Consider the following 18,711-nt stretch of genomic DNA (forward strand, 5'->3'; position numbering starts at 1 on the left):
GGAGGAATAAAATGTCTAGATCACTTAAAAAGGGACCTTTTGCAGACGCAAGCCTGCTCAAGAAGATAGATGCTATGAACGCTGAGGGCCAGAAGCAGATAGTTAAGACTTGGTCACGTCGTTCTACAATTTTCCCGTCTTTTGTTGGACACACAATCGCTGTTCATGACGGAAGAAAGCATATTCCTGTATATGTTACTGAAGATATGGTTGGACACAAGCTTGGTGAGTTTGTTCCCACAAGAACATTCAGAGGACATGCTGGAAGTTCTCCCGTTGAGAGAAAGAGCAGCGTTCACTAAGTAGTGCCAATGAAAGGAGGTCAAATCCATGGAAATGGAAATCAAGCATAGATCTAAAATTAAAAGAGAAAGAAATCGTGACAATAAAGAAACAAGACCTTTTGCAAAGTTATCTTACGCAAGAATACCTGTTCAGAAGGCATGCTTTGTCATGGATGCTATCAGAGGTAAGGATGTTGAGTCAGCACTCGCAATCCTTCAGTATAATCCCAGATATGCTTCAAGCGTAATCTACAAGCTCCTTAGCAGCGCAGTAGCAAACGCTGAGAACAACAAGGGAATGAACAGAGCAAATCTTTTCGTTGCTGAATGTACTGCAAGCAATGGCCCTATCATGAAGAGAATTCAGCCTAGAGCACAGGGCAGAGCATACAGAATCAACAAGAGAATGAGTCATCTGACTGTTATTTTGGACGAGAGATAATTGAAAGGAGAAGCGAAGAATGGGACAGAAAGTTAATCCTCATGGACTCAGAGTCGGTGTTATCGCTGATTGGGATTCCAAGTGGTACGCTGAATCTGGCGATTTCGCCAATAATCTTGTAGAAGATTACAATATCAGAAAATTTCTGAAGAAGAAGTTATATGCAGCTGGTGTTTCTAAGATCGAGATCGAGAGAGCATCAGATAGAGTAAAAGTTATCGTTTACACAGCTAAGCCCGGTGTTGTTATCGGTAAGGGTGGTGCTGAGATCGAGGTAACTAAGAAGGAACTTTCAAAGCTTACAGATAAGAAGGTTCTTGTTGATATCAAAGAGATCAAGAAGCCCGATAAGGATGCACAGCTTGTTGCAGAGAACATTGCTCAGCAGCTTGAGAACCGTGTATCATTCAGAAGAGCTATGAAGTCTTGCATGAGCAGAACAATGAAGACAGATGCTCTTGGTATCAAGGCTTGCTGCTCAGGCCGTCTTGGTGGAGCAGATATCGCTCGTTCAGAGTTCTACAGCGAGGGAACTATTCCTCTTCAGACACTCAGAGCAGATATTGATTATGGATTTGCAGAAGCAGATACAACCTACGGTAAGGTTGGTGTTAAGGTATGGATCTACAAGGGTGAAGTACTTCCGACCAAAGCAGGTGAGAATTCAGATAAGGAAGGGAGCGATAAATAATGTTAATGCCGAAGAGAGTTAAGCACCGCAAGCAGTTCCGCGGTTCAATGGCTCATAAAATTACTCGTGGTACAAAGATCACTTACGGTGAATTTGGAATTGTTGCGCTTGAGCCTTGCTGGATCAATTCAAACCAGATTGAGGCAGCCCGTGTTGCTATGACACGTTTCATCAAGCGTGGTGGTCAGGTTTGGATCAAGATTTTCCCTGACAAGCCTATCACATTAAAGCCTCTCGGAACTCGTATGGGATCCGGTAAGGGTGCTGTTGATAGATGGGTAGCTGTTGTTAAGCCGGGTCGTGTAATGTTCGAAATCGGTGGAGTTGCCGAGGCCGACGCAAGAGAAGCTCTTCGTCTTGCAACACACAAGCTTCCTTGCAAGTGCAAGATCGTTTCAAAGGCTGATTTGGAAGGCGGTGTATCTAATGAAAACTAATAAGTATGTAGACGAGCTGAAAGCTAAGACTGCTGATGAACTTCAGACTGAGCTTGTATCAGCTAAAAAGGAACTTTTCAATTTAAAATTCCAGAACGCTACAAACCAGCTGGATAATACAGCAAGAATTAAAGAAGTAAGAAGAAATATTGCAAGAATCCAGACTGTAATCACACAGAATGCTAAGGCTGCTAACTAAGCCTTTTGCTTGGTTTAAAAAGGAGAAATGATCGTGGAAAGAAATTTAAGAAAAACGCGTGTTGGAAAAGTAACAAGCGATAAGATGGACAAGACCATCACAGTTTCCATTGAGGACCATGTGAAGCATCCTCTTTACAAGAAGATCGTAAAGAGAACATATAAGCTTAAGGCTCATGACGAGAATAATGAGTGCCGTATTGGTGACACAGTTAAAGTCATGGAGACAAAGCCTATCTCCAAGGATAAGAGATGGAGACTTGTATCCATTATTGAACGTGCAAAGTAATACAAAAAAAGGAGAAATATCATGATTCAGCAGGAAAGTAGACTTAGAGTCGCTGATAACACTGGTGCAAAAGAACTTCTTACAATCCGTGTTATGGGTGGATCTACAAGAAGATATGCGAGAATCGGCGACACAATCGTTGCATCTGTAAAAGAAGCAACACCCGGTGGAGTTGTAAAGAAGGGTGATGTTGTTAAGGCTGTTGTCGTTCGTACTGTAAAAGAGACACGTCGTAAGGACGGTTCCTACATCAGATTTGATGAAAACGCTGCTGTTGTTATCAATGAAGATGGTACGCCTAAGGGAACACGTATTTTTGGACCCGTAGCAAGAGAACTTCGTGAGAAGAAATTCATGAAGATCCTTTCTCTCGCTCCGGAAGTATTATAAGGAGGCGCCCAGATGTCAACAAGTAAGATTAAGAAGGGCGATATGGTTAAGGTTATCGCCGGAAGAGAAATCGACAAGGAAGGAAAAGTCCTTTCTGTTGATACAAAGAACGGAAAGGTTGTTGTAGAGGGTCTTAACAAGGTAACTAAGCACGAGAAGCCTTCTGCAAAGAACCCCAATGGCGGAATTGTAGAGAGCGAAGCAGCTCTTGATATCTCCAACGTTATGTATCTTCACAAAGGAAAGCCTACCAGAATCGGATTCAAGGTTGAGAAGGACGAGAATGGTAAGGTTGTAAAGAAGAACCGCATCGCAAAAAAGACCGGTGAGGTTATCGACTAATTAAGGAAGGAGGTATTTAACGTTGAGTAGATATAAGGATTTATATAAGAACGAGATCGTTGATGCTATGACAAAGAAGTTCGGTTACAAGAACGTAATGCAGGTGCCTAAGCTCGACAAGATCGTTATCAATATGGCAGTTGGTGAAGCAAAGGAAAATGCTAAGCTTCTCGAGAACGCTGCAAATGATATGGCTATTATTTCCGGTCAGAAGCCTGTTTACACAAAGGCTAAGAAGTCAATCGCTAACTTCAAATTGAGAGAGGGTATGCCTATCGGATGTAAGGTTACACTTCGTGGCGACAAGATGTACGATTTCCTTGATCGTCTTGTAAACCTCGCACTTCCTCGTGTTCGTGACTTTAGAGGAATCAACCCTAACTCATTCGACGGAAGAGGAAACTATGCACTTGGAATCAAGGAGCAGCTTATCTTCCCTGAGATCGAGTATGATAAGATTGACAAGACAAGAGGTATGGATATCATTTTCACAACAACAGCTAAGACAGATGAAGAGGCTCGTGAGCTTCTCACACTGTTCAATATGCCTTTTGCAAAGTAATAATAGGAGGGAAATGCACACATGGCTAAATTATCCATGAAGTTGAAACAGCAGATGAAGCCCAAGTTCTCTACACGTGAGTACAATCGTTGTAAGATCTGTGGTCGTCCTCATGCTTATCTTAGAAAGTACGGAATCTGCAGAATTTGCTTCCGTGAGCTTGCATACAAGGGCGAAATTCCGGGAGTACGTAAAGCATCTTGGTAATTCTGTAGAATTCCCCCTTTCGGGGGAATATGTAACATAAGCGGTTCAGGATGGGAACCGCGTATTTACAAAGTTATTATTCTTCGTATAATTATAAAAAGAGAAACACATAAGCGCGCATTGCGGCTTCGTGTCTCTGCTCAATTCGGGGAGTAGTAAGGCGAAGCAAAAATAATTAAGGAGGCAATTTAAAATGGCAATGAACGATCCTATTGCAGATATGCTTACAAGAATTCGTAACGCAAACGCTGCAAAGCATGACACAGTTGACGTTCCTTCTTCAAAGATGAAGCTTGCAATTGCAAACATTCTTCTTGACGAAGGTTATATTAAGAAGCTTGATGTTGTTGAGGACGGAGCTTTTAAGAATCTTCACATCACTCTTAAGTATGGCGCTGATAGAAATGACAAGGTAATCACAGGTCTTAAGAGAATTTCTAAGCCCGGTCTTCGTGTATACGCAGGCAAGGACGAGCTTCCCAGAGTATTGGGCGGACTTGGTATCGCAATCATTTCAACAAACCAGGGAGTTGTAACTGACAAAAAGGCAAGAGAGCTGCAGGTTGGTGGCGAAGTTCTTGCATTCATTTGGTAAATTGGAGGTACGGGCATGTCACGAATTGGAAAAATGCCAATCGCAGTTCCTGCTGGAGTAACAGTAGAAGTTGCAGAAAATAATAAGGTGACTGTAAAGGGACCTAAGGGTACCCTTACAAGAGTTTTCCCTGCTGAGATTTCTTTCTCACAGGCAGATGGTCAGATCGAAGTTAAGAGACCTGACGATCAGAAGAAGACAAGAGCATTACACGGTCTTTCAAGAAGTCTTCTTAACAACATGGTAGTTGGTGTTACAGATGGTTTCGAGAAGAAGCTCGAGGTTAACGGTGTAGGTTACAGAGCTGCTAAGAATGGCAAGACACTCTCTCTTACACTTGGTTATTCTCACCCCGTAGAACTTGCTGATCCTGAAGGAGTAGAGACAGTAGTTGAGGGACAGATAATCACTGTTAAGGGAATCGACAAAGAGGCTGTTGGCCAGCACGCTGCAATCATCAGAGAGAAGAGAGCTCCTGAACCTTATAAGGGCAAGGGAATCAAGTATGTTGATGAAGTTATCAAGCGTAAGGTTGGTAAGACAGGTAAGAAGTAATAAGATAAGGAGAGTGCAAAATGGTTAGTAAAGAATCAAGACAGAAAATTCGTGCTAAGAAGCATATGAAGATTCGTAATCGTTTCAGCGGTACAGCTGAGAGACCACGTTTAGCAGTATTTAGAAGCAATAGTCATGTATATGCACAGGTTATTGATGATGTAGCCGGCAAGACAATTGTATCTGCTTCTACTCTTGAAAAAGATATCAAGGCAGAACTCAAGAATACAGACGATATTGAAGCTGCTACAAAAGTTGGTGATGTTGTAGCAAAGAGAGCATTGGAAAAGGGCATTAAGGCTGTTGTATTTGACAGAGGTGGTTATATCTACCACGGAAAAGTTAAAGCTCTTGCTGATGCTGCCAGAGAAGCTGGCCTTGAATTCTAAGAAGGGAGAAAACACAAATGAAGCGTACAATAGTTGATGCAAGTCAGCTCGAATTGACAGATAAAGTTGTTACCATCAAGCGTGTTACTAAGGTTGTTAAGGGTGGACGTAACATGAAGTTCACTGCACTTGTAGTAGTTGGTGATAAGAACGGACACGTTGGTGTAGGTCTGGGTAAGTCTACTGAAATCCCGGATGCTATCCGTAAGGGTAAGGAAGATGCTACTAAGAACCTCATTACTGTTCCTCTTGATGAGAACAACAGTATTACACATGATTTCGTAGGTAAGTTCGGCTCTGCTGAAGTTTTACTTAAGAGATCTCCTGAAGGTACAGGTATCATCGCCGGAGGTCCTGCTCGTTTGGTATGTGAATATGCAGGAATCAGAAATATCAGAACAAAGTCACTTGGTTCAAACAACAAGCAGAACGTTGTTTATGCAACAATCAGCGGTCTTGCTCAGTTGAAGACACCTGAAGAAGTTGCTGCTAAGCGCGGTAAGTCCGTTGCTGAAGTAACAGCTTAAGGTTTAGTAAATAAGGAGTATAAATCAATGGCAAACGAGAAAAAGCTTAAGATCACATTGGTTAAGTCCACTATCGGTGCTATTCCTAAGCAGGTGGCAACAGTAAAATCAATGGGATTTAAGAAACTTAACAGCTCTGTTGAACTTCCTGATAATTCCGCAACAAGAGGACAGATTCAGCAGATCAGACACCTTGTAAAGGTAGAAGAGATCTAATCTCAAAAGCAAAAGTAAATGGTATCCGGAGCTGCAGTATGTATGCGCGAGTGATAGGCAGAAATGTTTATTGCGTGTAGCGGTATAAGCTCCGGAGTTAATTAAAGGAGGATTATCATGGAATTATCAAACTTAAGACCTGCTGAAGGTTCTGTACAGAGCGATAATTTTAGAAGAGGCCGTGGTCATGCTTCAGGAAACGGTAAGACCGCAGGTAAGGGACATAAGGGTCAGAAGGCTCGTTCAGGTGCTCCCAGACTTGGCTTCGAAGGTGGACAGATGCCACTTTTCAGAAGACTTCCTAAGAGAGGCTTCAAGAATATCAATCATAAAAACATCGTGGGAATTAACGTAAGCGCTCTTGAAGTATTTGATAACGGAGCAGTAGTAGATGTTCAGGCACTTAAGGATCAGGGAATCATCAAGAAAGAACTTGATGGTGTAAAGATTCTTGGAAACGGAGAATTTACCAAGAAGCTTACGGTTAAGGCAAATGCGTTTAGCGCAGCAGCAAAAGAGAAAATCGAGGCACTTGGTGGAACAACAGAGGTGATCTAATGTTTAAGTCCCTAATGAATGCATTAAAAGTCAAAGAAATCAGATTGAAACTTCTCTTTACTCTTGCAATGCTTGCTGTTATCAGATTTGGTACAACAATTCCGGTTCCCGGAATTAATGTCCAGGCTTTTAAGAGCTGGTTTGAAAGTTTAAAGAGCGGTAACGATGCGTTTGGCTTTGTGGATCGATTTACAGGTGGATCGTTTGAGCATGCTTCAATCCTGGCTCTCAATATCACACCTTATATCACATCTTCCATTATTGTTCAGCTTCTTACAATTGCTATTCCCAAGTTTGAGGAGTGGCAGAAGGATGGAGAAGATGGAAGAAAGAAACTTACAGCAATGACAAGATACATTACTGTAGTTTTGGCTGTTATCGAATCCATTGCAATGGCTGTTAATTTCTACAAAGGCGATTCCCTTGCAGATAAATCAATCTTCTTGGCAATTCAGGTTGTAGTTGCATTTACAGCAGGTAGTGCATTCCTCATGTGGATTGGTGAACGAATCACGGAAAACGGTGTTGGGAATGGTATTTCTATAGTTCTGACGATAAATATTCTTTCGAGAATTCCGTCAGACATTCATTCGCTTTTCGAGCGTTTTGTGAGTGGGAAGCCTATTGCAAGGGGAGTAGTATCAGCTGTAATAATTATAGCGGTTATTATTGCATTGGTAGTTCTGATCGTGGTTCTTAACGGCGCAGAGCGCAGAATCCCTGTTCAGTATGCAAAGAAGATTCAGGGAAGAAGAACTTATGGTGGTAATCGTTCGGAGATTCCGCTTAAGGTCAGCACAGCGGGCGTTATGCCTATCATTTTTGCAATGTCATTGTTCCAGTTCCCCAGCGTTATAACCTACTTTACAGGTTATAAAGGACCTGGCGTTTGGGCAACGATATTGGAGTATTTAAGACAGGACAATTGGTTTGATCCAAACCATTGGGAATATTCCATTGGTCTTGTAGTATACATATTATTGCTTATCTTCTTCGCGTATTTCTATACGTCAATTACTTTCAATCCTATTGAGATTGCAGAGAATATGAAGAAGCAGGGCGGTTTCATACCGGGAATCAGACCCGGAAAGCCTACAAGCGATTATCTTACAAGTATTTTGAACTATATCATCTTTATCGGAGCATGCGGACTTATTATTATCGCAATAATCCCTTACTTCTTCAGTGGTATGTTCAAAGCAAGTGTTTCTTTCGGCGGTACAAGCCTTATCATCGTGGTAAGCGTTGTACTTGAAACAATTAAGCAGATTGAGTCACAGATGCTTGTACGTAATTACAAGGGATTTTTGGAAGACTGATTAAAAATTAATGAAAGAGGTACAGAGACCCACACTAGGGGTGGGCTCTGCAACCTCTTGTTTCTACTTTATGGAAGGGATTAGAGTATGAAGATTATTATGTTGGGTGCCCCCGGTGCGGGAAAAGGTACACAGGCTCAGATGATCGCGGAGAAATTCAGCATTCCGCATATCTCAACAGGAGATATTTTCAGAGCAAACATCAAGAACGGAACAGAACTTGGTAAGAAGGCCAAGGAATTCATGGATAAGGGACAGCTTGTTCCCGATGAACTTACAGTTGAGCTTCTTCTTGACAGAGTAGCAAACGATGACTGCAAGAACGGATACGTACTTGATGGTTTCCCCCGTACAATTCCCCAGGCTGATGTTCTTGATTCAGAACTTACAAAGCTTGGTGATAAGGTTGATTACGCTATAAATGTTGACGTTCCCGATGAAAATATCGTTCGCAGAATGTCAGGCAGAAGAGCATGTCTTAAGTGTGGCGCAACCTATCATATTGAACATATTAAACCACAGAAAGATGGAATCTGTGATAAGTGCGGTAGCGAGCTTGTTCAGAGAGACGATGACAAGCCTGAGACAGTTCAGAACAGACTTAAGGTTTATCATGAGCAGACTCAGCCGCTTATTGATTACTATGAGAAAAAGAACATTTTGAAAACTGTAGACGGAACAAAGGATATGCAGGAAGTCTTCAGTGATATTGTTAGCATATTGAATGCATGATCTTGGTGTATTAAAATGGCTATAAGTATCAAAACAGATGAAGAAATCAATCTTATGCGACAGTCAGGGCATCTTTTGGCAAAAGTTCATGAAGAACTTCATGCTGCTCTCAGACCCGGTATATCAACTCTTGAGCTTGATGAGATTGGTGAGAGAACTATCCGTGCTCTGGGCGGAATTCCGAATTGCAAAGATTACGAGGGATTTCCTGCTTCGGTGTGTATTTCTGTGAACAATGAGGTTGTTCACGGAATACCAAGCAGTGAGCGCATCCTGCAGGAAGGAGACATTGTTTCTTTCGATACAGGACTTATATATAAAGGTTATCATTCTGATGCGGCAAGGACCTGGGGCGTCGGTAAGATAAGCGATGAAGCTCAGAAGCTTATCGATGTTACCAGAGAGAGCTTTTTTGAAGGAATAAAGAAAGCTAAAGCGGGAAACAGACTTCATGATATATCCGCTGCTATCGATAAATATATCAGACCTCACGGTTACGGCATTGTAAGGGAACTTACTGGACACGGGATCGGAACAAGCTTACACGAAGATCCCATGGTGCCTAACTACAGGAAACTTACAAGAGGTGTGAAACTTCAAAAAGGTATGACCATATGCGTAGAGCCCATGATAACGATGGGAAGCCGTAAGATCGGCTGGCTTGAAGATGATTGGACTGTTGTTACGCTTGACGGATCACTTGCGGCACACTATGAGAACACAATAGCCATCACGGATGGTGAACCGGAGATATTAACTGTAATATAGAAGTAAATTAAGAGGAGATGTAGATGTCAAAGGCTGATGTAATTGAAATTGAAGGAAAGGTAATTGAGAAGCTTCCAAATACAATGTTCCAGGTTGAACTTGAAAACGGACATGTTGTTTTGGCACATATAAGTGGTAAGCTTCGCCAGAACTTTATCAGAATTTTACCCGGTGATAAGGTAACACTTGAGTTATCACCTTACGATCTTACAAAAGGAAGAATAATTTGGAGAGACAAGTAATATAATAATCTGTTGACTGTATGTGTGTGAGGGATTTATGATACAAAAAATTCTGGATAGGCATTTCGATAGTATTTCGTTCATACATTATAACAAGAATAAGATAGCGGAGGATAATATCCGAAACACTGCTGACACTGTGATGTTTTTATCCGGTGTTAGCGCGTTCCTGCTATTTCTTATTTTACTGTTATCGGGAAGTAGTTATTTTTGTTTTTTTCTAATTGCAATATTGTTTGTTCTTGTTGGAATACATTTGGTACAAAAAGTTTTTCTTAGTAATATATCTGAGAGCTTTAAATTATCTAGAATGTATTCCTTCTTTTTTTACGGAGTAATGATACTTGCTTACTCCTATGCTGATATTATCATGAATATGACATCAAGGTGCGTTGTGTTTCCTTGTGCCATTATCGTGATAACCGCAATATATATGGACACTTTTTTGGCCACTACAGTGTACAAGATCGTGCTTACCATCATATATTGCATAATGGATTCTATGATTCGTCCCCATTATGGTGTAAAAAGAGATCTCTTCGTTGCGGGCGTTGCCATTATCGCATCACTGTTCAGCTACTTTGAGATAGTGGATCTTGCGATAAATAAAGGAGAAGACAGGCGTATCCTTGAAAGAAAGAGTACGACGGACCTTCTTACGGGCATTTATAATAAGCTCTCTTTTGAAGAGAAGTGTAATGAATATTTAAAGAAAAGAAAACCCGGCGCCAGATGCATTTTGTTTATCTTCGATCTTGACAATTTCAAAGAAGTAAACGATACATTCGGCCATCAGACAGGAGATAACGTATTAAAGAAATTCTCGGAGATACTTCAGAGCTATTTCCATCCCTATGACATAATGGGAAGGATTGGCGGCGATGAATTTATGGTACTCGTGATGGGCGAGATGCCGGAAGGATTTGCGGAAAAGAGATGCAGAAGTATTCTTCACGAGTTTAAGACTGCACGTATCAATCAGGTATCAGGTCTTACATGCAGTATCGGTATTGTGAGCGATAACGATTGTGCAAGTTTTACCGAGTTGTATAAGAAGGCAGATGAAGCTCTGTATATAGCTAAAGAGAGTGGAAAAGCCACATTTAATCTTCACGAAGAAAATGAAAAAAGAAACTCAAGGACATCCTGATTGAAAAAAGCTGAAAAAACAGCTTGATTATTGACTTTGGATATGTTATGATATCAAATGGTCTTTTTAGGTAGAGGGGTTATTATGCCCTTCTTTAAGCATTAACTGTTTACCATGCAGGAAAGGAGTAACAATGAAAGTAAGGTCTTCTGTTAAACCTATGTGCGAAAAGTGCAAGGTTATTAAGAGAAAGGGCGTTATCAGAGTTATCTGTGACAACCCTAAGCACAAACAGAGACAGGGATAATCCGAGCCGTTTAGGTGGATTACTTTTTGATACCAATGTGTATTGGAAAGATCGGATCATTCTTTGTCCGGTTGGGCTGTAGGATTATGGCCCCAATCAAACAAGTAATATTATTTTAAGTTATGGAGGAATAAAAAATGGCTCGTATTGCAGGTGTAGATTTACCTAGAGATAAGCGAGTAGAGATCGGTTTGACATATATCTACGGAATCGGTAGAACAAGCTCAAACAAGATTCTTGAAGCAGCAAAAGTAAGCCCGGACACACGTGTTCGTGATCTTACAGATGAAGAAGTAAAGAGAATTGCCGAGATTATCGGTAACGACTACGATGTAGAAGGTGACCTCAGAAGAGAAATCGCTATGAACATCAAGAGACTCACAGAGATCGGATGTTTCAGAGGCATGCGTCATAGAAGAGGACTTCCTTGCCGTGGTCAGAGAACTAAGACAAATGCAAGAACCAGAAAAGGACCCAAGAGAACAATCGCTAACAAGAAGAAATAATTTTTCTTGATGTCTGAGCATGGCAGATCAGTGATGTAACAATATAACCAGTAATTATTAGGAAGAAAGTAGGTTAGTTTAAAATGGCAAATCAGAAATCAACTGCAGCTAAAAAGTCAGCTGCAAAGAAACGTGTCAAGAAAAACGTTGAACACGGACAGGCGCACATCCAGTCATCTTTCAATAACACAATCGTTACTTTGACAGATGCTGCAGGAAATGCTCTTAGCTGGGCAAGTGCAGGCGGTCTCGGATTTAAAGGTTCAAGGAAATCTACTCCTTATGCTGCACAGGTAGCTGCAGAGACAGCAACTAAGGCTGCACTTATTCACGGCCTTAAGACTGTTGATGTATTCGTTAAGGGACCGGGATCAGGAAGAGAAGCTGCAATCAGAGCTCTTGCTGCAAGTGGACTCACAGTTACATCTATCACAGACGTAACACCTGTACCGCACAACGGATGCAGACCTCCCAAGCGTCGTAGGGTTTAATCGATTTCTATATCGCGTTGATCCTACATTGCAGAATACATGTGCAAATAGATATGTATTTTTAACGCGTTGGACGAAGGTGTATGACACTGTAAACAACATCAGACAACAGATTGTTGCCTGAGAAAAAGAAAGGAGCCTAAAATGGCAGTAAACAGAGTTCCCGTATTAAAAAGATGCAGATCACTTGATTTGGATCCTACATTTCTTGGATATGACAAAAAGTCTAAGAGAACATCAGCTAACGCTGGTAAGAAAATGAGTGAGTATGGACTTCAGCTCCGCGAGAAGCAGAAGGCTAAATTCATATATGGCGTCCTTGAGAAGCCTTTTAGAAATTACTACGACAGAGCAGACAGAATGAAGGGTCAGACAGGTTCCAACCTTATGACTATTCTTGAGACAAGACTTGATAACGTTATCTTCAGAATGGGCTTTGCAAGAACAAGAAGAGAAGCTAGACAGGTTGTTCTTCACAAGTTCATCACAGTTAATGGAAAAGTAATCAACATTCCTTCATACCTCATTAAGGCCGGTGATGTCATCGAAGTTAAAGAGGCAGCTAAGAACATTCAGAGATTTAAGGATATTTCAGAAATCACTGCAAGCAGACTTGTTCCTGAGTGGCTTGACGTTAACAAGGAAGGACTTAAGGGTACAATAAAGGAACTTCCTTCCAGAGAAGTAATCGACGTTCCTGTTGATGAGATGCTTATCGTCGAGTTGTATTCTAAGTAATCTATTAAATAGAAACTTGTTAACTAGTCACGTAAGGAGGGTATATCAGTGTTTGATTTTGAAAGACCAAATATTGAAGTTGCTGAAATCTCAGATGATAAGAAATATGGTAAATTCGTAGTAGAGCCTCTCGAGAGAGGTTACGGTATTACACTGGGCAATTCCCTTCGTAGGATTATGCTCTCATCATTACCTGGTGCAGCAGTAAGTCAGGTTAAGATTGAAGGCGTGCTGCATGAATTCAGTTCAATTCCCGGAGTAAAGGAAGATGTAACTGAAATTATTATGAATATCAAGAATCTTTCTATAAAGAATTCCTCTGATACTAATGAACCTAAGACAGCTTATATCGAGTTCAACGGCGAAGGAGTAGTCAGAGCATCAGATATTCAGGTAGACCAGGATATTGAGATCATGAATCCTGATCAGGTTATCGCTACACTTTCCGGAAAGGATGCTAAGCTCTACATGGAGCTCACCATCACAAAGGGAAGAGGTTATGTAAGCTCTGATAAGAATAAGACAGGCGATCTTCCAATCGGAGTTATCGCAATCGATTCTATCTACACACCTGTAGAGAGAGTAAATATAACCATCGAGAATACTCGTGTAGGTCAGGTAACTGATTTCGATAAGCTTACATTAGATGTTCACACTGACGGAACACTTGCTCCCGATGAGGCTGTAAGCCTTGCAGCAAAGGTACTCAGTGAGCATTTGAGCCTCTTCATCGACCTTTCTGAGAATGCTAAGACAGCAGAAGTTATGATCGAGAAGGAAGACGATGAGAAGGGCAAAGTTCTCGAGATGTCAATTGATGAGCTTGAACTTTCAGTTCGTTCATTCAACTGCCTTAAGAGAGCAGGCATCAATACCGTTCAGGAGCTTGCAAGCAAGACTTCTGATGATATGATGAAGGTTCGTAATCTTGGACGTAAGTCACTTGAGGAGGTTCTTGCTAAGCTTGATGAGCTTGGACTTTCACTTAAGTCAGATGGCGAACAGTAATATCACGAAATATACAACAGTATGAATGTCCGCGGAAGGTAAATCCGATGTGTACTGATGCGGATTCTCATAGGATTATGAAACTGCATTGTGAGAGTAAGACCGATGCGCATCTTATGATGTACCTACAGCGGAGGGAACTCCGCAAATGAGAAAGGATGTAAATAATTATGGCAATGTACAGAAAGCTTGGAAAAGCAACAAAGCCCAGAAGAGCACTTCTTCGTAACCAGGTAACAGCACTTCTTTACAATGGAAAGATTGTTACTACAGAGGCAAGAGCTAAGGAAATCAAGAAGATCGTAGAGCCTATGATCACTCTTGCAGCTAAGGAAAAGGACAATTTTGAGACAGTTTCCGTTGAAGTTAAGATTCCTGAGAAGGATAGTAACGGAAAGAGAGTAAAGGAAGTTGTTGACGGTAAGAAAGTTACTAAGTTCACAACTGTTACAAAGGAAATCAAGAAGGATCTTCCTACACGTATGCACGCAAGAAGACAGCTTCTTAAGACTCTTTACCCTGTAGTTGATGTTCCTCAGGAGAACAAGGGAAGAAAGAGAAATACTAAGGAAGTTGACCTTGTAGCAAAGCTTTTTGATGAGTACGGACCTAAGTACGCAGATCGTAAGGGTGGTTATACAAGAATCATCAAGATCGGTCAGAGAAAAGGCGATGCAGCTATGATGGTTGTTCTTGAGCTTGTTTAATAGCTTTTGATTATTTAAACCATAAAAAAGAGGTTTCAGAGTATATGCTCTGAAACCTCTTTTTCTTCGCTTATTTAGATTTTTATTAAACATCGGTATGTAATCGATTAATTGTACTGATCGACGTTCTGAGGGGTTACAGGAACAAATGGAACCCAAATATATTTGTGATCTTCTGAAACACCTGAAACAGATGCTACGGATCCGCCTTTGGCAAGTGCAACAGCACTTTCTACAGCGGCATTACCCTGACCGGTTGTGTCCTGAAGTACCGTCATATACAGATCGCCGTCCTTTACAGCGGCACATCCTTCATTTGTGGCATCAATACCCGCTACGAGCAATTTGTGAGTATCATATCCGTTATCTTTCATCCATTTAATGGCACCCATTGCCATAGTATCGTTATTGCAGAAGATACAATCAAACGGCTGTCCTGTTATCTTAAATACATTAAGCTTGTCATATGCCACGGAATCGGACCAATCTCCGTTATCAACAAATACATAATTTACATTTACTTTGTTATCAAGGAAATAGTATTTAACGGCATTTGTTCTCTTAGGAGCAGCGGCATGAAGTTTTTCACCCATCAGGATAATAACATTTAAAGTTGAAGGCTTTCCGAGACCGCTCCATATATATTCAGCCTGGAATGCTCCTGCGTCCTGCTCGTATGAACCTACATAGACAAACTGATCACCTTTTAGATAGTCGCTTTCAGGCTCGTTGTTTATAAATACGACAGGAAGATCACCGGCTGCATTTTCCATCTGCAGAGCGGTACTTGTATCGCATAATCTGCAGATTATCGCATCGTATCCGCCGGAAGCGGCACCTGCAATCTGTTCCATCTGAGTTTCTGTACTGTTCTGGCTGTAAACAATGTCAATTGTAGCACCGACTTCTTTTGCTTTAGCAACGATTGCATCGGCAAGAGTATTAAGGAACCCGTCATCATCTGCATGTAGTATCATAAGTATCTTTACGCCGTTGCCTGAAAACGATCCTGAACCGGATTTGCCGCAAGCTGTGAGTGAAACAGTTAATAGAACAGCGCAAAGTAGAAAAGCCATTGAGCGTTTAATTCGATTTTTCATAATATGTATCTCCTTATCAAATCTTGAACTTCTGAACATAGGATGTAAGCATTTCTGATGTGTTAGCCAATTCATGGGAGTTGTCGGCTACATCCTGGCTGTTCTTGGTTATGCTGTTAGCCTGTTCAACCATTCTGCGGCTGGTCTCGAGGATTTCATCTGTACTTGCAGCCTGTTCTTCAGAGATAGCAGCAACATTGCTGGCAACATCATCAACCTTTTCAACATCTTTGATCATGAGCTCGATAAGTTCATTGGACTTTTCAATGTTCTGGTAGATCCTATCAAATGTCTGAACAGCAGTCTGAATAAGCTCGCTGTTTGTATCAATATTCTTTGCACTTGTCTGAGCCTGTGCGACAACACTGTCAATTGCTTTTCCTACATCATTGATCAGCTTGGCAATGCTATCTGCGCTGGAAGCTGAGTTCTGGGCAAGCTTTCCGATTTCAGTAGCAACAACAGCAAATCCCTTTCCGGATTCTCCGGCGCGTGCAGCTTCGATAGAAGCGTTCAAAGAAAGCAGATTTGTCTGTTCAGCAATCTCGCTGATAAGACCGACAATATTGGTGATTTCTTCAGACGCCTTACCAACTTCATTGATGGAAGTGACAAGGTCATCGTTGCTACTCTTGATATATTGCATTGCATCAGCAAGCTGTTCCATATCATTACGGCCTTTTTTACTGATTTCGACAGTTTCTTTCATGCTCTCATTGGCCTGATTTGAATTATCTCTTGTATCTGCAACTACCATTGCAAGAGTAGTTGCGCTCTGGGCAATCTCATTAACTGCAACAGCGAGCTGATCCACAGTAGAATTAAGATTCTTCATTGCTTCAGACTGTGACTGAGATGCTTCGTACATGCTCTTTGATACGGTGTCAGAGTTGTCAGACTGCTCTTTAAGCTTCTTGGACTCATCATTGATAACCGAGAGCATATTTCTCATTGAATAAACGAATTCGCTCACCTTATCGCTCATGAGACCGATCTCATCATTGCCTTCGTGTCTGACATCAATAGTGAAGTCACCTGCTGACATATCTGTAATGTTCTTGGTGATTCCGCCAAGAGGTGCAATAACCTTGGTAACCATGAGATTGATAAGTAAAACAATAAGTACGATTGCGATAACGCCTATCACGGCAAGCGTAGTAACAAGCTTTGTTACGTCTTTCATGATAGTGCTGTTATGGACATACGAAATAAGAATCCAGTCTGTTCCGGATATTGGCTTAAATGCAACTACATTATTTGCAAGTGTGACTGTTGAGTAATTTCTTTCATTAACCTTTTTGGCTATAGCGGACATGAGGTTGTCGCTGTCACTTGTGTCAAGCTTGGTAGAAACCCTGTTTTTATCACGGTGTGCAAGGATAGTTTTGTCAGTGATGTCAACAAGGAACGATGCAGCCTGATCCATCTTTACTTTTGAATTTACAATGATACTGATCTGGTCAAGAGAAAGATCGGCAGCCATGATCTTGAGTTCTCCGGAACCGTCGTTGATTATACCTGAAGCGCTTATTACATTAGTTCCGTCAACATCCTTGTAGGTACTGCCATACACCATGTTTACACGTGTCATGCCTTGCTTGAACCATTCTTGTTCTGTGACATTATCCGTGTTTTTGGTTGATTCTGAAGCTTTAAAAACTTTTCCGGCCTTGGTTGCGACATATGGTCCGTTTTTGCAATACGGATTGAAACCATAATATGCGTCCATTATTGCGGATAATTCGGAATCCGATGGCTTATCTTTTTCAACAAGCTGTTTTACTGTGGAAAAATTTTGAAGATTGTAATTGAGCCAGGCTTCGATATTGTCTGCCTGATTGGAAATAGAAGAATTTAGTGCTGATGTTGCCATTTGGGTCATGCTTCTGCTGGACAGATACCCTGAAATGAGCACCAAAATAAGAATGGTGGCAACTACGGCAGGGACTAAGAACAAAAGAAGCTTGTTTTTGATCTTTGCATGTCTCTTTCCATTTACTTTTTCCATTAGAAAAATCTCCTTAAAATTATATAAAAACAGATTATATACAATATTTTACTATATTCTACGATTTTGTGTGCGAAATAATATAAAAACATTAAATTGTGTCATTTTTTCTTTTTTTCAAAGTGCTGGTAATCCTTGGAGGAATTCCAATTGCCGCCCCAAGAGAAACCGTGTTCTTTAAAAAGCTTATATGCAAGATCGTCTTTATCAATTTTATAAGGAAAATCAGCGTTTCTGTTTGCGTATTTTTCGCCGCCTGACGGTGCTATGACGGTCGCGCCGTTTTTGTATTTAATTTGCGGATTATAAAGCGGATTTATATCTATGGCCAGTCCCTGAGCGTGTTTGGAGAGTTTGTGCCCGTTTCCGATAGGACGGTAGTTAAAGCACGAGGTGTTGTTTGCTTCCATAGATGTATTGTCATCTGCGCCAAATTCATCGATAAGTTTGATACTTTCGATTTGATAATCGTTTTCATACAGTTCGTGGAAAATATCCATGACATCGTCTGCTATTGCTTTATTGCATATCATTTCACCAATCTGCGACGCGCCGTCGAAATCGATATAACTGATAACACAATATCTGAGATCGTCAAGCGGGATTTTGCAATCATGAGGATATGATACGTCTGTTATCTTTGATACAATCGAATCCGGAATATCCTCATAGTAAAAGCCTTCAGAGTACATGACTCTCGTGTCATATACGTCCTTGTCGTAGGGGAGATCTTGAGCAAGGGTGACATCTGAATTGACCGATTCAGTCGATGATTCAGTTGCACTTAGTAATGCTTTGTCTGTAGCGGCATAAGAGGAAGAAGACGATTCCGATACGTCTGTCGATTCCTCGGAAGATGCGGAAGAAGCGGTATTTTCCTGTGTCTTTTCTGATGAGTGGGAATTGGCATAATCTTCGAGAGTTTCGTGACCTGCAAGATGTCTTGCGGCGATTGCGCAAAAAATGATAACGCCCAAAAGAAGAATCAGATCTTTTACATATTTATTATTCAT

30 protein-coding genes are annotated in these 18,711 nt (G+C 41.1%); 27 read left to right on the forward strand and 3 right to left on the reverse strand.

The genetic code is table 11. The features are described from left to right. Positions 1-11: 11 nt before the first annotated feature. The 27 genes from rpsS (at position 12) to BLP87_RS10745 (ending at position 14,590) form a co-directional block, all read left to right on the forward strand. On the forward strand, positions 12-302 hold the full coding sequence (rpsS, locus tag BLP87_RS10615) for a 30S ribosomal protein S19 (protein WP_026515612.1): 291 nt from the start codon (positions 12-14) through the stop codon (positions 300-302). Positions 303-330: 28 nt separating this feature from the next. Then, positions 331-726 carry a 50S ribosomal protein L22 gene (gene rplV / locus BLP87_RS10620; RefSeq protein ID WP_420314844.1) on the forward strand — a complete coding sequence of 132 codons (396 nt, stop codon included), beginning with the start codon at positions 331-333 and terminating at the stop codon, positions 724-726. Positions 727-745: 19 nt separating this feature from the next. Further along, positions 746-1,417, forward strand: coding sequence for a 30S ribosomal protein S3 (gene rpsC / locus BLP87_RS10625; protein ID WP_022778093.1), 672 nt, complete (start codon positions 746-748; stop codon positions 1,415-1,417). Further along, the gene (rplP, locus tag BLP87_RS10630; RefSeq protein ID WP_026655623.1) at positions 1,417-1,854 is read left to right on the forward strand and encodes a 50S ribosomal protein L16; all 438 of its coding nucleotides are present in this window, start codon (positions 1,417-1,419) and stop codon (positions 1,852-1,854) included. The genes rpsC and rplP overlap by 1 nt, the downstream gene beginning before the upstream one ends. After that, complete coding sequence (rpmC, locus tag BLP87_RS10635) at positions 1,844-2,053, forward strand: 50S ribosomal protein L29 (RefSeq protein ID WP_026515609.1); 210 nt, start codon at positions 1,844-1,846, stop codon at positions 2,051-2,053. Before rplP ends, rpmC begins: the two co-directional genes overlap by 11 nt. Before the next feature lie 33 nt (positions 2,054-2,086). Beyond that, on the forward strand, positions 2,087-2,341 hold the full coding sequence (gene rpsQ, locus BLP87_RS10640) for a 30S ribosomal protein S17 (protein ID WP_013280005.1): 255 nt from the start codon (positions 2,087-2,089) through the stop codon (positions 2,339-2,341). A 21-nt stretch (positions 2,342-2,362) separates the two neighbouring features. Further along, complete coding sequence (rplN, locus tag BLP87_RS10645; protein WP_022764361.1) at positions 2,363-2,731, forward strand: 50S ribosomal protein L14; 369 nt, start codon at positions 2,363-2,365, stop codon at positions 2,729-2,731. A gap of 12 nt (positions 2,732-2,743) precedes the next feature. Then, a complete protein-coding gene (gene rplX, locus BLP87_RS10650) occupies positions 2,744-3,073 on the forward strand; it encodes a 50S ribosomal protein L24 (protein ID WP_026655622.1) in 330 nt (109 codons plus the stop codon). 22 nt (positions 3,074-3,095) lie between these two features. Continuing rightward, a complete protein-coding gene (gene rplE, locus BLP87_RS10655) occupies positions 3,096-3,635 on the forward strand; it encodes a 50S ribosomal protein L5 (protein ID WP_026515607.1) in 540 nt (179 codons plus the stop codon). Positions 3,636-3,656: 21 nt separating this feature from the next. Beyond that, complete coding sequence (locus tag BLP87_RS10660; RefSeq protein ID WP_026515606.1) at positions 3,657-3,842, forward strand: type Z 30S ribosomal protein S14; 186 nt, start codon at positions 3,657-3,659, stop codon at positions 3,840-3,842. 193 nt (positions 3,843-4,035) lie between these two features. Next, positions 4,036-4,437, forward strand: a complete 402-nt coding sequence (gene rpsH / locus BLP87_RS10665) for a 30S ribosomal protein S8 (RefSeq protein WP_026655621.1) — start codon at positions 4,036-4,038, stop codon at positions 4,435-4,437. 15 nt (positions 4,438-4,452) lie between these two features. After that, positions 4,453-4,992: a 50S ribosomal protein L6 gene (gene rplF / locus BLP87_RS10670; protein WP_026655620.1), complete on the forward strand. Its 540-nt coding sequence runs from the start codon at positions 4,453-4,455 to the stop codon at positions 4,990-4,992. A 20-nt stretch (positions 4,993-5,012) separates the two neighbouring features. Then, the gene (gene rplR / locus BLP87_RS10675) at positions 5,013-5,381 is read left to right on the forward strand and encodes a 50S ribosomal protein L18 (protein WP_074462684.1); all 369 of its coding nucleotides are present in this window, start codon (positions 5,013-5,015) and stop codon (positions 5,379-5,381) included. Positions 5,382-5,398: 17 nt separating this feature from the next. Then, entirely contained in the window at positions 5,399-5,908 is a 510-nt protein-coding gene (rpsE, locus tag BLP87_RS10680) for a 30S ribosomal protein S5 (protein ID WP_026655618.1), read from the forward strand. 27 nt (positions 5,909-5,935) lie between these two features. Continuing rightward, positions 5,936-6,124: a 50S ribosomal protein L30 gene (rpmD, locus tag BLP87_RS10685; protein ID WP_026655617.1), complete on the forward strand. Its 189-nt coding sequence runs from the start codon at positions 5,936-5,938 to the stop codon at positions 6,122-6,124. A 117-nt stretch (positions 6,125-6,241) separates the two neighbouring features. After that, positions 6,242-6,682 carry a 50S ribosomal protein L15 gene (gene rplO / locus BLP87_RS10690; RefSeq protein ID WP_026655616.1) on the forward strand — a complete coding sequence of 147 codons (441 nt, stop codon included), beginning with the start codon at positions 6,242-6,244 and terminating at the stop codon, positions 6,680-6,682. Next, a complete protein-coding gene (gene secY, locus BLP87_RS10695) occupies positions 6,682-8,001 on the forward strand; it encodes a preprotein translocase subunit SecY (RefSeq protein ID WP_074462685.1) in 1,320 nt (439 codons plus the stop codon). Before rplO ends, secY begins: the two co-directional genes overlap by 1 nt. An 87-nt stretch (positions 8,002-8,088) precedes the next feature. Then, positions 8,089-8,733 (forward strand): adenylate kinase, encoded by a 645-nt coding sequence (locus BLP87_RS10700; RefSeq protein WP_074462686.1) that lies wholly within the window; start codon positions 8,089-8,091, stop codon positions 8,731-8,733. A 15-nt stretch (positions 8,734-8,748) separates the two neighbouring features. Next, the gene (map, locus tag BLP87_RS10705) at positions 8,749-9,501 is read left to right on the forward strand and encodes a type I methionyl aminopeptidase (protein ID WP_074462687.1); all 753 of its coding nucleotides are present in this window, start codon (positions 8,749-8,751) and stop codon (positions 9,499-9,501) included. Positions 9,502-9,524: 23 nt separating this feature from the next. Then, positions 9,525-9,743 carry a translation initiation factor IF-1 gene (infA, locus tag BLP87_RS10710; RefSeq protein ID WP_013280019.1) on the forward strand — a complete coding sequence of 73 codons (219 nt, stop codon included), beginning with the start codon at positions 9,525-9,527 and terminating at the stop codon, positions 9,741-9,743. A 337-nt stretch (positions 9,744-10,080) separates the two neighbouring features. Beyond that, the gene (locus BLP87_RS10715) at positions 10,081-10,893 is read left to right on the forward strand and encodes a GGDEF domain-containing protein (protein ID WP_176756638.1); all 813 of its coding nucleotides are present in this window, start codon (positions 10,081-10,083) and stop codon (positions 10,891-10,893) included. 133 nt (positions 10,894-11,026) lie between these two features. Then, complete coding sequence (rpmJ, locus tag BLP87_RS10720; RefSeq protein ID WP_013280022.1) at positions 11,027-11,140, forward strand: 50S ribosomal protein L36; 114 nt, start codon at positions 11,027-11,029, stop codon at positions 11,138-11,140. A 137-nt stretch (positions 11,141-11,277) separates the two neighbouring features. Beyond that, a complete protein-coding gene (rpsM, locus tag BLP87_RS10725) occupies positions 11,278-11,646 on the forward strand; it encodes a 30S ribosomal protein S13 (protein ID WP_026667352.1) in 369 nt (122 codons plus the stop codon). 83 nt (positions 11,647-11,729) lie between these two features. Then, positions 11,730-12,137 (forward strand): 30S ribosomal protein S11, encoded by a 408-nt coding sequence (rpsK, locus tag BLP87_RS10730; RefSeq protein ID WP_026655609.1) that lies wholly within the window; start codon positions 11,730-11,732, stop codon positions 12,135-12,137. Positions 12,138-12,281: 144 nt separating this feature from the next. Continuing rightward, positions 12,282-12,875: a 30S ribosomal protein S4 gene (gene rpsD, locus BLP87_RS10735; RefSeq protein ID WP_026655608.1), complete on the forward strand. Its 594-nt coding sequence runs from the start codon at positions 12,282-12,284 to the stop codon at positions 12,873-12,875. 48 nt (positions 12,876-12,923) lie between these two features. Further along, positions 12,924-13,883 (forward strand): DNA-directed RNA polymerase subunit alpha, encoded by a 960-nt coding sequence (locus tag BLP87_RS10740; RefSeq protein ID WP_026655607.1) that lies wholly within the window; start codon positions 12,924-12,926, stop codon positions 13,881-13,883. Between the two features lie 170 nt (positions 13,884-14,053). Further along, positions 14,054-14,590 carry a bL17 family ribosomal protein gene (locus tag BLP87_RS10745; RefSeq protein ID WP_074462689.1) on the forward strand — a complete coding sequence of 179 codons (537 nt, stop codon included), beginning with the start codon at positions 14,054-14,056 and terminating at the stop codon, positions 14,588-14,590. 107 nt (positions 14,591-14,697) lie between these two features. Here BLP87_RS10745 and BLP87_RS10750 read toward each other — a convergent pair whose 3' ends face one another. The 3 genes from BLP87_RS10750 to BLP87_RS10760 all read right to left on the reverse strand — a co-directional run bounded on the left by BLP87_RS10750 (position 14,698) and on the right by BLP87_RS10760 (position 18,711). After that, positions 14,698-15,690: a substrate-binding domain-containing protein gene (locus tag BLP87_RS10750; RefSeq protein ID WP_074462690.1), complete on the reverse strand. Its 993-nt coding sequence runs from the start codon at positions 15,688-15,690 to the stop codon at positions 14,698-14,700. A gap of 16 nt (positions 15,691-15,706) precedes the next feature. Beyond that, entirely contained in the window at positions 15,707-17,698 is a 1,992-nt protein-coding gene (locus BLP87_RS10755) for a methyl-accepting chemotaxis protein (protein WP_074462691.1), read from the reverse strand. A gap of 101 nt (positions 17,699-17,799) precedes the next feature. Further along, a complete protein-coding gene (locus BLP87_RS10760) occupies positions 17,800-18,711 on the reverse strand; it encodes a M15 family metallopeptidase (protein WP_074462692.1) in 912 nt (303 codons plus the stop codon).

Origin of the sequence: Butyrivibrio hungatei (assembly GCF_900101605.1) — a bacterium.
GTDB classification, from domain to species: Bacteria; Bacillota; Clostridia; order Lachnospirales; family Lachnospiraceae; genus Butyrivibrio; species Butyrivibrio hungatei_B.